This is a genomic window from Streptomyces sp., from assembly GCF_035644915.1.
In the GTDB taxonomy this organism is placed as follows: Bacteria; Actinomycetota; Actinomycetes; order Streptomycetales; family Streptomycetaceae; genus Streptomyces.
The window spans coordinates 1-14,311 of record NZ_DASQNP010000131.1 but is presented as its reverse complement, the minus strand read 5'-3'; the positions used below and the strand labels follow the sequence as shown (position 1 = coordinate 14,311).

The window sequence follows — 14,311 nt, the reverse complement described above, 5'->3', positions numbered from 1 at the left end:
GCCCGCCGTGGCGTGGGGAGGGGCGGGGGTCCTGCGGGACCGCGACGCGGCCCTGTACCTGTCCGGCGTGCTGGTCTCCGGCTTCGGCTCGACCGCGATGGGCCTGTTCGCCGGCGTGTGGACCAAGGAGCTGACCGGCTCCGACGGCCTCGCCGGCCTCGCCGCGTTCTTCCTGTGGGCGCCGACCCTGGCCGGCCCCCTCATCGGGACCCTGGCCGACCGCACCCGGCGGGTGTCGCTGCCGGTCCGGCTCAACACCGCCATGGCCGTGCTGCTGCCGGTGCTGCTACCGGTGCGCTCCGCCGACCTGGTCCGGCTGCTCTTCGCCGTGCTGCTGGTCTACGGCGCCGCCTCCGTGCTCGGCGACGCCGCGGAGGCGGGAGTGGTCGCCGCGACCGTCCCCGGGGAACTGCGCGGCGACTTCAACGGGCTGCGGCTGTCGGCGAACGAGGGCATGAAGCTGCTCGCCCCGCTCGCCGGGGCCGCCCTGTTCGCCCGCTTCGGCGCGGCCCCGGTGGTCCTGGCCGACGCCGTCACCTTCGCGGCCGCGGCGGCCGCCTTCGCCCTGATGCGGGTGCGCGAGCCCGCGCCCGTCCGGTCCGGGGAGGGCCTGCGGGAGCGTACCGCCGCCGGACTGCGCCACCTGCGCGGCCATCCGGGGCTGCGGCGGCCGGTCGCCGTGGCGGGGACGGTCATGCTGCTGTCCGGGCTCAACGGCGCGGCCGTCTACGCCGTCGTCGACGCCGGGCTGGGGCGCTCGCCCGCCTTCGCCGGCGTCCTGTACGCGGCGCAGGGGGCGGGGTCGGTCGCCGCCGGCGCGGCGGCGGGCGCCCTGCTGCGGCGGCTGCCGGAGCGGGGGTTCGCGGCGGCGGGCACCGTCCTCTTCGCCGCCGGGGCGGCGCTGCGGGCCGCGCCCTGGACCTGGGCGGCCGTCATCGGCAGCGTGCTGATCGGCGCGGGCCTGCCCTGCGCGCTGATCGCGGTGATGACCGCCGTGCAGCGCGAGACCCCGGGCGACCTGCTGGGCCGCGCCGCCGCCACCGCGGGCACCCTGGTCCTGGCTCCCGTCACGCTGGGCACCCCGCTGGGCGCGGCGCTGGTCGCGGTCGCCGACCACCGGCTGCTGCTGGGCGCGGTGGGGCCGGCGGGCGCGGCGACCGCGCTGTGGTGCCTCGCCCCGGTGCGTCCCGCCGCGCCCGGTGGCCCGCCCCGGGAGGGGACGGACGCGCCGGGCGCGGCGGACGGGCACGGCGGGACCGCGGCGGCCGGACCCGGCCGGCCGGACTAGCGGGACTCGGCCGCGACCAGCTCCGCGATCTGGACGGCGTTGAGGGCCGCGCCCTTGCGGAGGTTGTCGCTGGAGCAGAACAGGGACAGGCCGTGCTCCACGGTCTCGTCCGCGCGGATCCTGCCCACGTAGGTCGGGTCCTGGCCCGCGGCCTGCTGGGGGGTCGGGATCTCGGAGAGGGCCACGCCCGGGGCGCCGTCCAGCAGCTCCAGGGCGCGCTGCGGGGTGATCGGGCGCTCGAAGCGGGCGTTGATCTGGAGCGAGTGGCCGGTGAAGACCGGTACGCGCACGCAGGTGCCCGAGACCTTCAGCTCCGGGATGCCGAGGATCTTGCGGCTCTCGTTGCGGAGCTTTTGCTCCTCGTCGGTCTCGCCCCGGCCGTCGTCGACGATGGAGCCGGCCATCGGCAGCACGTTGAAGGCGATCGGCCGCGCGTACTTGGCGGGCTCGGGGAAGTCCACGGCCGAGCCGTCGAAGGTCAGCCGGGTGGCGTCGCCCTCGACCGCCTTGCGGACCTGCTCGTCCAGCTCGGCGACCCCGGCCAGACCGCTGCCGGAGACCGCCTGGTAGGTGGAGACGACCAGGGCCGTCAGCCCGGCCTCGGCGTGCAGCGGCCGCAGCACCGGCATCGCGGCCATGGTGGTGCAGTTGGGGTTGGCGATGATCCCCTTGGGGCGGTCGGCCGCGGCCTGCGGGTTCACCTCGGAGACCACCAGCGGGACCTCGGGGTCCAGCCGCCAGGCGGAGGAGTTGTCGATGACGACCGCTCCGGCGGCGGCCACCTTCGGCGCCAGCGCCTTCGAGGTCGCGCCGCCGGCGGAGAACAGCACGATGTCCAGTCCCGTGTAGTCGGCCGTGGCGGCGTCCTCGACGGTGACCTCGCCGTCCTTCCAGGGCAGCGTCCGCCCCGCCGAGCGGGCCGAGGCGAACAGCCGGAGCTGCTCCACCGGGAAGTTGCGCTCGGCCAGGATCTCGCGCATCACGCCGCCGACCTGACCGGTGGCTCCGACGATCCCGATTCTCATGGGGCTCCTTCCCATCGTGCGTGTCCCGCTGCGTCAGCCCTCTACCCTGCCTTGCCGGAAGCCGAGGTGCCAATTCCTTTGGCCCACGTCACACCCGGTGCGGGCGCCGGACGCGCACGCCGGTGGCGGCCGCCGGAGGCGACCGCCACCGTGCCCGGGGCCCGTCCGGTGCCCCGGGTGCCCGGGTCAGTGCGGGCAGTTGCCGCGGAACTCCTCGATGGCCAGGCTGGGCCTGGGCAGCGGGCACAGGAACTGCTCGTAGCGGGTGTCGTCGTCCACGAAGCGCTTCAGCCAGGAGATGCTGTACTTCGCGATCTCGGTGTTGGAGGTGTTCGGCGCGAAGTGCGTCGCGTTGTTCAGCTCCAGGTACGCCCGGTCCGTGGAGGACGGCAGGCTCTCGTAGAACGGCTCGGCGTGCGAGCTCACCGGGGCGATGGTGTCGCCGTCGGCGCCGACGATGAACGTCGGCGTGGTGATCTCGCGCCAGCTGCTGTCGAGGTTCCACGGGGTGAGCGGGATCGCCGCCTTCAGCGAGGGCCGGTCCTTGGCGGCCTCCAGGCTGCCGCCGCCGCCCATCGAGTGCCCCATGACCGCCAGCCGGCGGCTGTCGATCCGGCTGCGGACCGAGCTGCGCTGGGTCAGGTAGTCCAGCGCGGCCAGCAACTGGTCGCCCCGGCTGCCGGGCTGGTCGAGCCGGGTGAGGGTGTCGATGGTGAAGACCACGAAGCCCTGCGAGGCCAGGCGCGGTCCGAGCCAGGCCATGCTGGACTGGTCGGCGGTGAAGCCGGGGGCGACCGCCACGGCGCCGAAGGTGCCGTCGCTGGTGGTGGTCGGGTAGTAGATCGTCCCGCCGCCGAAGCCGGTCACCGACAGGGACGACACGCTGGTCTGCGAGGTCGCGTAGGGCCCGCGCACGGCCTCGATGCTCTGCTCGGTCGGGTCCGGGCCGCGCTCGTAGGGGTTCTCCGCCGCGGTCCGGACGGCGGACGGGGCGGCCTGGGCGTCCGGGGCGGCCTGGGCGGTGGGCAGGGCGGCGCCCGTGCCGCCGAGGACCAGGGCCAGGGCCGCGCCCAGCTTCGCCAGGCGGTGCCGGGGGGTGCGCCCGGGCCGGTCCGCGGGCGGGGCGGCGTCGTGCTGCTGCGGCTCCATGAGGGTGTGTTCTCCCGGGGTGTGAGGGGATCGGTGGGGTCGGACAGGCGTCATCGTGGGGGCGGCGAAAGCGCTTCCGCATCGGTGAAATCACCGGTCCCGCGGCGGTCCGCGGCGGTGCCGGGTGCGGGGCGGGCGGCCGTACCGCCGGAACCGTTGACGTACCGGTCGGTATGCCGTGAGGATGAGCAAGCGCTTAGTCGCGGCCCGCGAAGGAGATCCCGTGCCCCCTGCGAACGCCCCCGTGACCGACCCCGACGAGCTGCGCCGCCGCACCCGGGCGCTGCTCGCGGAGCACGACCCGGCGACCACCGAACCGCTCGACTTCCTCCGCGCCCGCTACGACGCGGGGCTCGCCTGGGTGCACTTCCCCCACGGCCTCGGCGGCCTCGGCGCGCCCCGTCCCCTCCAGGCCGTCGTCGACGCCGAGCTGGCCGCCGCCGGCGCCCCCGGCAACGACCCCGGCCGCATCGGCATCGGCCTGGGCATGGCCGCGCCCACGATCCTGCGGTACGGCACCGAGGAGCAGAAGGTCCGCTTCCTGCGTCCGCTGTGGACCGGCGAGGAGGTGTGGTGCCAGCTCTTCAGCGAGCCCGGGGCCGGGTCCGACCTGGCCGCGCTCGCCACCCGCGCGGTGCGCGGCGCGGGAGGGGACTGGGTGGTCAACGGCCAGAAGGTGTGGACCTCCAGCGCGCACAACGCCCGCTGGGGCATCCTGCTCGCCCGCACCGACCCGGACGCCCCCAAGCACCGCGGCATCACCTACTTCGTCTGCGACATGACCGCCCCCGGCGTCGAGGTCCGGCCGCTGCGCCAGATCACCGGCGAGGCGGAGTTCAACGAGGTCTTCCTCACCGACGTGCGCATCCCCGACCGCCACCGCCTCGGCGCGGTCGGGGAGGGCTGGAAGGTCGCCCGGACCACGCTCGACAACGAGCGCGTCTCCATCGGCGGCGGGCGCGTGCCGCGCGAGGGCGGCATGGTCGGCAAGGTCGCCGCCGTCTGGCGCGAACGCCCCGAGCTGCGCACCCACGGCCTCCACCAGCGGCTGCTGTCCGGCTGGGTGGGCGCCGAGGTCGCCCGCCTCGCCGGCGAACGGCTGCGCCAGCAGCTCGCCGCGGGCCACCCCGGACCCGAGGGCGCCGGGACGAAGCTGGCCTTCGCCCGGCTGGCGCAGGAGCTCAGCGGCCTGGAGGTCGAGCTGCTGGGCGAGGAGGGCCTGGCCTACGACGACTGGACCATGCGCCGCCCGGAGGCGGTGGACTTCACCGGCCGCGGGGCCGGCTACCGCTACCTGCGCGCCAAGGGCAACTCCATCGAGGGCGGCACCTCGGAGATCCTGCGCACCATCATCGCCGAGCGGGTGCTGGGACTGCCCGCCGAGCCCCGCACCGACAAGGACGTCCCCTGGAAGGAGCTCGCCCGATGACGGACCTTCTCCACTCGGAGGTCGAGGAGGAGCTGCGGGCGAGCGTCCGCGCGCTGCTGGCCGACCGCTGCCCGCCCGAGGCCGTCCTGGCCCGCTGCGAGACCGCCGAGCCGTACGACCGCGCGCTGTGGCGGACCCTCGCCCGGGACCTGGGCACGGCCTCCCTCGCCGTGCCGGAGGCGGCGGGCGGCGCCGGGGCCTCGGCCCGCGAGGCCGCGGTGGTGCTGGAGGAACTGGGCCGGGCCGTGGCACCCGTGCCGTACCTCGGCAGCGCCGTGCTGGCCACCACCGCCCTCCTCGCCCTGAACGACGGCGACGGCGGCGACGGCGAGGCGGCGAAGCTGCTGGCCGCACTCGCCTCCGGCGAGCGCACCGCGACCCTGGCGGTGCCCCTGTCCACCGCGCCGGGGACGGGCGCGTTCCCCGCCGCCGTACGGGCCGACGGCGCGGGCGCCCTGACCGGCACGGTCACCTCGGTGGCGGACGCGGCGGTCGCCGACACGCTGCTCGTCCCGGCCACGGGCCGGGAGGGGCCCGGGCTGTACGCGGTGGAGGCGGACGCCGCGGCCCTGGCCGTCACTCCGCGCACCTGCCTGGACCTGACCCGGCCGCTGGCCGACCTCACGTTCACCGGCACCGTCGCCCGCCGGCTGGCCGGACCGCGGGACGCCCCGGCGGCACTGGAGCGCGCGCTGCTCACCGGGGCCGGACTGCTCGCCTCCGAGCAGCTCGGGATCGCCGAGTGGTGCCTGGCGACCACGGTCGCGCACCTCAAGGACAGACGGCAGTTCGGGCGTCCGCTCGGATCCTTCCAGGCGCTCAAGCACCGCCTCGCCGACCTCTGGCTGGACGTGGTGGGCGCGCGGGCCGCGGCCCGGTACGCCGCCGGCACCCTCGCCACCGGCGACCCGGACGTCCCCGTGGCCGTCGCGGTGGCCGCGTCCCACTGCGGGGAGCTGGCGGTGCGGGCGGCCGAGGAGTGCGTCCAGTTGCACGGCGGCACCGGGATGACCTGGGAGCACCCGGCACACCTGTACCTCAAGCGCGCCAAGGCCGACCAGATCGCCCTGGGCACCCCGGACCGCCACCGCACCGCGCTCGCCTCCCTGGTGGACCTGCCGCCGCCGGCGGCCTGAGGCCGTCCGGGCGCCGCGGGCGGGGCGGGGAGCGACCGGACCGCCCGCGGCGCCCGCGGCCGTTCGGCCGGAAGGCGCCGCACGGAGGCTGGTCCGTTGTACTACTCGTCAGTACGTTGACATGGACGCAACAGCGCTAGGGCGAGGAGGCCCCTGTGAAGCTGTCCAGGCAACGCGTACGAAGACTGCTCCGACTGCTCCCGGCGATGGCGCTCGCGGCCGTCGCGGCGACGGTGCCGACGGCCGCCCAGGCCGCCCCCGCCGCACCCGCCGCCACCACCACCGTCACCGCCGCCGACAGCGGCTGGAACGACTACTCCTGCACCCCCTCCGACAGGCACCCCCGCCCGGTGGTGCTGGTGCACGGCACCCTCGGCAACTCCGTCGACAACTGGCTCGGCCTGGCCCCGTACCTGGTCGCGCGCGGCTACTGCGTCTTCTCCCTCGACTACGGCAGGCTGCCGGGCGTCCCCTTCTTCCACGGCCTGGGGCCGGTGGAGGACTCCGCCCGGGAACTGGCCGCGTACGTCGACCGGGTGCTGGCGGCGACCGGTGCCGAGGAGGTGGACATCGTCGGCCACTCCCAGGGCGGGATGATGCCGCGCCACTACCTGAAGTTCCTCGGCGGAGCGGAGAAGGTGAACGCCCTGGTCGGCATCGCCCCGAGCAACCACGGCACCGACCTGCTCGGACTCACCCGGCTGCTGGACCTCTTCCCCGGCGCGGCGGACCTGCTGGACACGCACACCCCGGCCCTGCGGGACCAGGTGGCCGGCTCGGACTTCCTGCGCCGCCTGGGCGAGGGCGGGGACACCGTGCCCGGCGTGGCCTACACCGTGATCGCCACCCGCTACGACCAGATCGTCACGCCCTGGCGCACGCAGTTCCTCGACGGGCCGGGCGTGCGCAACATCCTGATCCAGGACGTCTGTCCGGCCGACGTCTCCGAACACCTGACCATCGCGCTGGCCGACCGGCTGGCCTTCCACCTGACGGCCAACGCCCTCGACCCGGCGAACGCCCGGCCGGTGAACTGCCTGTCCTACCTCTCCTGACCGCCCCCTCACCCGCAGGGCCCCTCGGCGCGCCACGGGTGGGGGAGCGGACGCACGGCGCCGCCGTCGCCCCGGAGAGGGGGCGACGGCGGCGCGGGCGGTGGGGGTACGGCCGGTCAGGCGCGGTGGCGACCGCCCAGGGAGCGGCGGCGGGTGGCCAGCAGGGCGGCACCGCCCAGGAGGACGGCCGCGGCGCCGCCGAGCGCGACGGCGGTGGTGCCGCCGTCGCCGCCGGTCCTGGCGAGGGCGACCTCCTCCGTGGCGTCGCCGTTGGGCCGCTCGCCGGCCGGGGCCCCGTCCCGTGCGGCGGGCGCGGCCGGGCGGTCCGGCTCGGCGGCCGCGGCGGACGCGGGCGACGAGGGCGCCTCCCCGGCCCCGGCGTCCCCGGCGCCGCCGGTACCGGCGGACTCGACGGTGGCCGGCTGCTCGCCGTGCTCGCCGTGCTCGCCGTGCCCGTCCCCGCCGTGTCCGCCGTGGCTGACGGTGGACTTCTCCGCGTTCTGGGCTATCTGCTTCTCCGTCGGGGCGGCGGGGGCCGTACCGCCGTCACCCCCGAAGGTGACGTCCGAGCAGGTGTAGAACGCCTCCGGGCTGTCCGAGCGCTGCCAGATGCTGTAGATCAGGTGGCGGCCGGACCGCTCGGGCACCGTGCCGGAGAAGACGTAGGTACCGTTCTCCAGCGTGGGCCCGGTGACCTTCGCGAACGGCTCCGGCTCCAGGTCCGACCACGTCAGCGGCTTGGTCGGGTCGTAGCCCTCCTTGGTGATGTACAGCTCGAACGTACCCCGGTGCGGCGCGGTGGCCCGGTAGCGGAAGGTGCGCTCGCCGGCGGTCACGGGGGTGGCGGGCCAGTCGGCGCGCGGCAGGTCCAGGCCCTTGTACTTGTCACGGCCCGCGCTGCACAGCTTCCCGTCCGGGATGATCTGGCGGTGGCGTCCGGCGGCGTCGCCGATGTTGACCTCGTTCCAGTCGTAGAACGCCTGGGTTCCACTGGCGGCGACGGCCGCCTTGCAGGCCGCCGAGTCCGGGCTCTCCGGACCCTCCGCGTGGCAGGCGGCCACCCGGCTGACCGGGTCGGTCATGGAGCCGTGGGCGGCGGCGGGAGCGGCGGTCAGCGCGGTCAGGACGAGCGGCGCGGCACCGGCGGCAAGGGCTGCGGCCCTGCGGCGAACGGTCATCGTGGGGTTCTCCTTCGGCTGAGGGACCGGGCCTCGCTCCCCCCGTGAACGGGCCCTGGCTACCGGCACGTTAACCACGGCGACCAGGCGATCCGGCGCTTCGGGGCCCGGCGGGACGATCTTTATGGCGCGCTTAAGACGGCGTTGAGCGGAGCCAAAGAAGACCGGCCGCCGCTCCCGCGGGGCGGGCGCGGCGCGAGCGGTACGGGCCGTGCGGAGGAAGGGCGGGGCCGACCGGTGTCGGCGGCCGGTGCGATGATCCCCCGTCATGAGGAGCCTGTGGAAGAGGAAGCGGCACACCGAGGTCGTCGACGTCCATCTCATCCTGCGGCGCGGGGACGAGGTGCTGCTCGCGCGCCGGGCCAACACCGGCTACGCCGACGGGCTGCTGCACGCCCCGTCCGGGCACGCCGAGGACGGCGAGGACGTGCGGGAGGCGATGCTGCGGGAGACGCGCGAGGAGATCGGACTGCGGCTGGATCCGGAGGAGTTGAGGGTCGCCCTGGTGATGCAGCACCGCTCCCCGCGGGGGGAGCCGCGGATGGGGTGGTTCTTCGAGGCGTGGGCGGAGGAGGGGCGCGAACCGGTCAACGCGGAGCCCGACAAGTGCTCGGAACTGCGCTGGTTCCCGCTGGACGCGCTGCCCGGCGACATGGTGGCGTACTGCCGGGCGGGCCTGGAGGCCTACCGGGCCGGCGAGCGCTTCGTGCTCCACTGGCACCGGCCCGGGGACGCCATCGCCCACGACCCGGCCGCCCCCGACCGGGCCGTGGTGCTGCCGGTCTCCGAGCCCGGCCGGCCGGGTCCGGCCGGATGACGGGGCCCGGCCGGGCTCGGAGACCGGCCGGGACCGGGTCAGGGGTCAGCCGAGCTGGACCGAGCGCTTGGCCAGCCCGCCCCAGAAGCCGTCGATGACGGTCCGCTGGGCCGCCAGGTCGTCCTCGCCCGCGCCCAGGGTGACGAACAGCGGCGCGAAGTGGTCCGTGCGCGGGTGGGCGATCCGGCTCGCCGGGGCCCGGTGCTCGAAGTCGAGCAGGGCGTCGAGGTCCGCCCGCGCCAGGGCCTCGCCGCCCCACGCGTCGAACTCCTTCGACCAGGACGGCGCCTCGTCGGGCCCGGCGCCCCACATCAGGCCGCGCAGGTTGTGGGTGAAGAAGCCGCTGCCGACGATGAGCACGCCCTCGTCGCGCAGCGGGGCCAGCCGGCGGCCCAGCTCCAGCAGTTCCCCGGGGTCGAGGGTGGGCATCGAGAGCTGGAGCACGGGGACGTCGGCGTCCGGGTACATCTCGGCCAGCGGCACGTACGCGCCGTGGTCCAGGCCGCGGTCCGGGGCGTCGTGCACCGGGGTGCCGGGCCCGGCGAGCAGCTTCCGCACCTTCCCGGCCAGGCCGGGGGCGCCGGGGGCCGGATAGGCGACCCGGTGGTAGCGCTCGGGGAAGCCGCGGAAGTCGTACACCAGCGGGACGGTCCGGGTGGCGCCCAGCGTCACCGGGGCCGACTCCCAGTGGGCGGAGACGATCAGGACGGCCTCCGGGCGCGGCAGCTCGCCCGACCAGGCGGCGAGCTGCGCGGTCCACAGCGGGTCGTCGGCCAGCGGCGGGGCGCCGTGGCTGAGGTACAGCACGGGCATGCGGTCCCCCGCGGGGCGCGGGGACGGCCGGGTGGACGAGGTCACGGTCATGGCGGGGTCTTCCGTTTCTGCTCTCCGGAGGGCTTCCGGTCCGCGCGGGCCCGCCGCTGCGCGGACCCGCGCGGACGTCATGAAGGGGTGTCAGGAGCGGGCCAGTAGGGTCAGGCCCGCCGCCGCGGCGCCGAGCGCGACGGCGGCCGCGCCGTGCGCGAGGCGGTGCGGGCGCAGGACGGGCAGGAGACGGTCCACGGCCCAGCGGCCGGGGCCGGTGAGGGTGAGCGCGGCGGCGGCCGCGGTCAGGAGCAGCTCGTACTCCACGCCCCGGGGGGCGAAGAAGCCGCCGCCCCACTTCACCGCCACCGCGTTGATCATGGTCCCCAGCACGGCTGCCCCGGCGAGCGGGGTGAGCAGGCCGAGGACGAGCGCGAGGCCGCCCGCGGTCTCGGTGAGTCCGGCCACCACGGCCATCGCCTCCCCGGACGGGTAGCCCAGCGAGGCGAAGAACCGCCCGGTGCCCTCGATGCCGCCACCGCCGAACCAGCCGAAGAGCTTCTGCGCGCCGTGCACGGCCATCGTCAGGCCGAGTGCGAGCCGCAGCAGCAGGAGTCCGGCGTCATGGGCGGGGGACACCGGTGCCGGGCCGGCGCCGGTGTCCCGGGCGGAGGCGTCGGTGCGGGGGATGGCACGGGTGGGGGTGGACATGCGGTCCCTCCAGTGGTGTGTTGTTCAAATTCGAACTACTCGGTCGTTGCGAGCGTACAGCTCAGTTCGAATTTGAACAACTGCGTACGATGGACCCATGAGCGAGCCCCGATGGCTGGACGAGCTGGAGATGGCGGCCTGGCAGGGCTTCCTGGAGGCCAGCAACCGCGTCGCACGACGGCTGGAGCAGCAGCTCAAGGACGAGGCGGGCCTGTCCCACCCGCAGTACGAGATCCTGGTCCACCTCGCCGACGCCCCCGGCGGCGAGATCCGCATGACCGAGCTGGCCGAGCGCCTGATCACCTCCAAGAGCGGCCTGACCTACCAGGTCGGGCAGTTGGAACGCCGCGGCCTGGTGCGGCGCCGCTCCTGCCCCACCGATGTCCGCGGGGTCTTCGCGGTCCTCACCGACGAGGGACGCGCGACGCTGCGCGGCGCCGCACCCGGCCACGTGGCGGCGGTGCGGGAGGCGCTCATCGACGTCCTCGACCGCGACCAGCTCGCCGTGCTCGCCGAGGCGCTGGGGGAGGTCGGCCGCCGGCTGCGCCGCTCCTGAGGCACCCCGAGGCGCCCGCCGTACGCGGCGAGGGGCCCCGCCCTCCGCCACCGCCGAGGGCCGGTGACCGGGGCCGGGCCGCGCGAAGTGGACGGCCCCGTCCCGGACCCCGGACGGCGGCCCGCGGGAACGCACCCGCCGCGCACCGGCCGCCGCCCCGCTGCGGTGGGCCGCCCGCTCTCCCGGGTGGCGGCACGGCCGCGTCCCCCGCCACCCGCCCCGCAGGACGCGGCGGGCTGGGTCGCCTCCCCGGCGCCGTGCGCGACGGGGAGACCATCGTGGGAGCCACCGTGCACGGCACCGGCCGGGCGTCCGTGGTGGTCGAGGCCGTGCACGCCCGAGCGGCGGCCCGCCGTGCCCCCGGCCGGGTCGCCCCCCGCGGTGAAACAGCGGCTGCGGCGGCTCGCTCACCCCGGCCGCCGTCTCCGCCGACCTGGACGCCCCGGCCGTTCGTCAGGCCCATGGACGGCTACGACGGCGTCGCCGGCAGGCCGCTTGCCCGCCACCCGCCTGCCGTGCCGCGTCACCGCCGACGAGCCCCTGGCGCCGCGCGTCGAGGCACGGACGGAGGGCCGCGGCTGCGACTGGTACGTCGAGCCGGAGCGGAGCGGCGGGGACGACAGCGGCGCGCTCCGGACCGGCGGCGGCCGGCCCTTCCGCGCCGACGGCACCGAGGGCCGCCCCGGGTACGGCTGGACGGTGGGGGAGACGGCACCCGGACGCGCGGCCGAGGAGGCCCCGGGGGACCGCCGGGGACCGCGGGAGGGCTCCCCGGCGCCCCGCCGTCCTCCCCGATTCCCGGCGCCACCGGCGCTGATGCACAATCGGGGCACCCCGCCCCCGACCCCGCGGAGCCCGGTCCCGGCGCCCCGCCGCAGGAGATGTGCCGTGTCCCTGAAACTGACCATCGACCCGGACGCCCCCGCCGCCCCCTACGAGCAGGTGCGCGCCCAGATCGCCGAGCAGGCCCGCGGCGGCGTGCTGCCGGTCGGCCACCGGCTGCCCACCGTGCGCGCGCTGGCCGGGGAACTGGGGCTGGCGGTCAACACGGTGGCCAAGGCGTACCGCGCGCTGGAGACGGACGGGGTGATCGAGACCCGGGGCCGCCACGGCACCTTCGTCGCCGCGGCCGGTGACGCCGCCGCCCGCGAGGCCGCCGCGGCGGCCCGGACGTACGCCCAGCGGGTCCGCCGCCTGGGCCTGGACCGGGCCGCCGCGCTCACCGCCGTCGAGGACGCCCTGAGCGCCGAGTACGCGCGCGACCCGGCCGGGGCGGAGGAGGGGCGCGGGCGCTAGCGCGCCAGCCGCGCCCGCGCCTCCATCAGCGCGAAGCCCAGCAGGTTGAGCCCGCGCCAGCGCGCCGGATCGGCCGCCCGCTCGTCGTCCGCGGCCAGCCCGATGCCCCAGACCCGGTCCAGCGGGCTGGCCTCCACCAGCACCCGGTCGCCCGTGGCGAGCAGGTAGCCCCGCAGGTCCTCGTGCTGCCCGAACTTGTGGACGCTGCCCTCGACCACGATCCCGAAGCGGTGCCGGACCCAGGTGTCCTCGTCGAAGCCGCGCACGGTCCGGCCCGCCGCCTTCGCCGCGCCGGGCGACGCCGCGGCGAGCACCCGCTCCTCGGCCTCCGCGTCGCCGAACAGCCGGGCCTTGGCGGCCATCATCCAGTGCTCGGCGGTGGGGTACTCCGTGCCGTCCACGGTGAACGGCGCGGGCCACCACTGGCTGAGGCACCACGGGCCGACCGGGACGCCGTGCCGCGGGCGGTGGCCCCAGAAGTGCACGTACTCGATCCGCTCGCCGCGCGCCCGCCGCCCGACCAGCTCCGCCACGCGGTCGCCGGGCGCGGTGCCGGGGACGTGCGGGGCCGTCACAGGTACATCCCCTGTTCCGCCCGCCCGGGCCCGGCCGGCGCCCCGGCCGGGCCGGCGCCCCGGCGCAGCGCGTACAGCTCGGCCAGGGTCGCGCCGTCCCGGCCGATGCCCTCCTCGGTGCCGAGCCAGTTCACCGCCTCCGCGCGGGTGAGCGGGCCCACCTCGATGCGGGCCAGGCAGCGGCCGGGCCGGACGACCGCCGGATGCAGCCGCTCCAGGTCCTCGTTCGTGGTGAGGCCCACCAGGACGTTGCGGCCCTGGCCCAGCAGCCCGTCGGTGAGGTTCAGCAGGCGCGACAGGGCCTGGCCCGCGGCGTGCTTGGCCTCCCCGCGGATCAGTTCGTCGCAGTCCTCCACCAGCAGCAGCCGCCAGCGCTCCCCGCCCGAGGTGTCGTCGTCCTCCCCGACGGCGATGTCCATCAGGTAACCGACCTCGTTGAACAGCCGCTCCGGGTCCAGTACGCAGTCCACCCGGCACCAGTCCCGCCAGGAGCGCGCCAGCGTCCGCAGGGCGGAGGTCTTGCCGGTGCCCGGCGGGCCGTGCAGGAGCAGCAGCCGGCCCGTGATGTCGTCCGGCGTGGTCTTCATCAGGCCGTCCATGGCCTCGGCGACCGGCGCCGTGTAGTTGCCGCGGATCTCCTCCCAGCTCCCGGCCGTGATCCGGCGCGTGGTGCGGTGCGGGCCGCGCCGCGGCGAGTTGTACCAGAAGCCCATGGTGACGTCCTCCGGCTGCGGCTCCGGCTCGTCCTCCGCGCCGTCCACCGCGGCCTTCAGCATCCGCTCGGCCAGCTCCTCGCTGACGGCCGTCACGGTCACGTCGGCGCCCTGGCTCCAGCGGGAGACCAGCACCGTCCAGCCGTCGCCCTCGGCGAGGACCGCGCTGCGGCCGCCGTCGCCCGCCGACCGCAGCACGACCGCCCCCGGCGGCAGCAGCGACAGGTCCTTCCGGGGCCGCTCCAGGGAGCGGCTGCGGGCGTGCGGCTGCTCACCGGTGGTGAAGCGGCCCAGGAACAGGGCGTCGAGCACGTCGGAGGGGGAGTCGCTGTCATCGACGCTGAGCCGGATGGGCAGCGAATCCTCGGGCGGCACTGCACGGCGGTCGGCACACATGGGCTCCATGATCCGGCACCGGCGCCCCGGACGCACGCAGGTTTCCGGTGTTCCGCGACCGGTTCCGGCCGCCGTGCCGGCCGCCGTGTCAGCGGAGTACGACGGCCACGGCGAGGGCGGCCAGCAGCAGGACCAGCACCCCGAGGAAGGCCACCAGCACCCCGCGCGGCCCCCGGCCGGCGT

13 protein-coding genes and 1 pseudogene are annotated in these 14,311 nt (G+C 76.3%); 7 read left to right on the top strand and 7 right to left on the bottom strand.

The genetic code is table 11. The annotated features are described in order from the left end of the window. The first annotated feature begins 7 nt into the window (after positions 1-7). Positions 8-1,288, top strand: coding sequence for an MFS transporter (locus VE546_RS15145; protein WP_324922510.1), 1,281 nt, complete (start codon positions 8-10; stop codon positions 1,286-1,288). On the opposite strand, the gene VE546_RS15140 is transcribed toward VE546_RS15145, so the two are convergent. Together VE546_RS15140 and VE546_RS15135 are read right to left on the bottom strand one after the other, a co-directional pair. Continuing rightward, a complete protein-coding gene (locus tag VE546_RS15140; RefSeq protein WP_324922509.1) occupies positions 1,285-2,313 on the bottom strand; it encodes an aspartate-semialdehyde dehydrogenase in 1,029 nt (342 codons plus the stop codon). The two genes, VE546_RS15145 and VE546_RS15140, sit on opposite strands and share 4 nt — an antisense overlap. Positions 2,314-2,499: 186 nt before the next feature. Then, on the bottom strand, positions 2,500-3,462 hold the full coding sequence (locus tag VE546_RS15135; protein ID WP_324922507.1) for an alpha/beta hydrolase: 963 nt from the start codon (positions 3,460-3,462) through the stop codon (positions 2,500-2,502). Positions 3,463-3,706: 244 nt separating this feature from the next. Between VE546_RS15135 and VE546_RS15130 the strand changes: the two genes are divergently transcribed. From VE546_RS15130 to VE546_RS15120, 3 genes are all read left to right on the top strand, one after another. Then, positions 3,707-4,891, top strand: coding sequence for an acyl-CoA dehydrogenase family protein (locus VE546_RS15130; RefSeq protein WP_324922542.1), 1,185 nt, complete (start codon positions 3,707-3,709; stop codon positions 4,889-4,891). Beyond that, on the top strand, positions 4,888-6,027 hold the full coding sequence (locus VE546_RS15125) for an acyl-CoA dehydrogenase family protein (protein WP_324922506.1): 1,140 nt from the start codon (positions 4,888-4,890) through the stop codon (positions 6,025-6,027). Before VE546_RS15130 ends, VE546_RS15125 begins: the two co-directional genes overlap by 4 nt. Positions 6,028-6,233: 206 nt before the next feature. Continuing rightward, complete coding sequence (locus VE546_RS15120; RefSeq protein WP_324922540.1) at positions 6,234-7,082, top strand: esterase/lipase family protein; 849 nt, start codon at positions 6,234-6,236, stop codon at positions 7,080-7,082. Between the two features lie 116 nt (positions 7,083-7,198). Here the strand turns inward: VE546_RS15120 and VE546_RS15115 are convergent, their stop codons facing one another. Continuing rightward, complete coding sequence (locus VE546_RS15115; protein WP_324922505.1) at positions 7,199-8,260, bottom strand: lytic polysaccharide monooxygenase; 1,062 nt, start codon at positions 8,258-8,260, stop codon at positions 7,199-7,201. 292 nt (positions 8,261-8,552) lie between these two features. Between VE546_RS15115 and VE546_RS15110 the strand changes: the two are divergent. Then, positions 8,553-9,077, top strand: a pseudogene (locus VE546_RS15110) (NUDIX hydrolase); the annotation flags it as partial. 45 nt (positions 9,078-9,122) lie between these two features. Here VE546_RS15110 and VE546_RS15105 read toward each other — a convergent pair. Further along, a complete protein-coding gene (locus VE546_RS15105) occupies positions 9,123-9,941 on the bottom strand; it encodes a class III extradiol ring-cleavage dioxygenase (protein WP_324922503.1) in 819 nt (272 codons plus the stop codon). Between the two features lie 90 nt (positions 9,942-10,031). After that, positions 10,032-10,592 carry a DoxX family protein gene (locus tag VE546_RS15100; RefSeq protein ID WP_324922502.1) on the bottom strand — a complete coding sequence of 187 codons (561 nt, stop codon included), beginning with the start codon at positions 10,590-10,592 and terminating at the stop codon, positions 10,032-10,034. A gap of 97 nt (positions 10,593-10,689) precedes the next feature. Between VE546_RS15100 and VE546_RS15095 the strand changes: the two genes are divergently transcribed. Continuing rightward, entirely contained in the window at positions 10,690-11,148 is a 459-nt protein-coding gene (locus tag VE546_RS15095) for a MarR family winged helix-turn-helix transcriptional regulator (RefSeq protein WP_324922501.1), read from the top strand. Positions 11,149-12,036: 888 nt separating this feature from the next. Continuing rightward, complete coding sequence (locus VE546_RS15090) at positions 12,037-12,444, top strand: GntR family transcriptional regulator (protein WP_324922499.1); 408 nt, start codon at positions 12,037-12,039, stop codon at positions 12,442-12,444. Here VE546_RS15090 and VE546_RS15085 read toward each other — a convergent pair. Together VE546_RS15085 and VE546_RS15080 are read right to left on the bottom strand one after the other, a co-directional pair. Further along, entirely contained in the window at positions 12,441-13,019 is a 579-nt protein-coding gene (locus VE546_RS15085) for an NADAR family protein (RefSeq protein WP_414720489.1), read from the bottom strand. The two genes, VE546_RS15090 and VE546_RS15085, sit on opposite strands and share 4 nt — an antisense overlap. After that, a complete protein-coding gene (locus VE546_RS15080; protein ID WP_324922498.1) occupies positions 13,016-14,128 on the bottom strand; it encodes a DUF5925 domain-containing protein in 1,113 nt (370 codons plus the stop codon). The genes VE546_RS15085 and VE546_RS15080 overlap by 4 nt, the downstream gene beginning before the upstream one ends. Between the last annotated feature and the right edge of the window lie 183 nt (positions 14,129-14,311).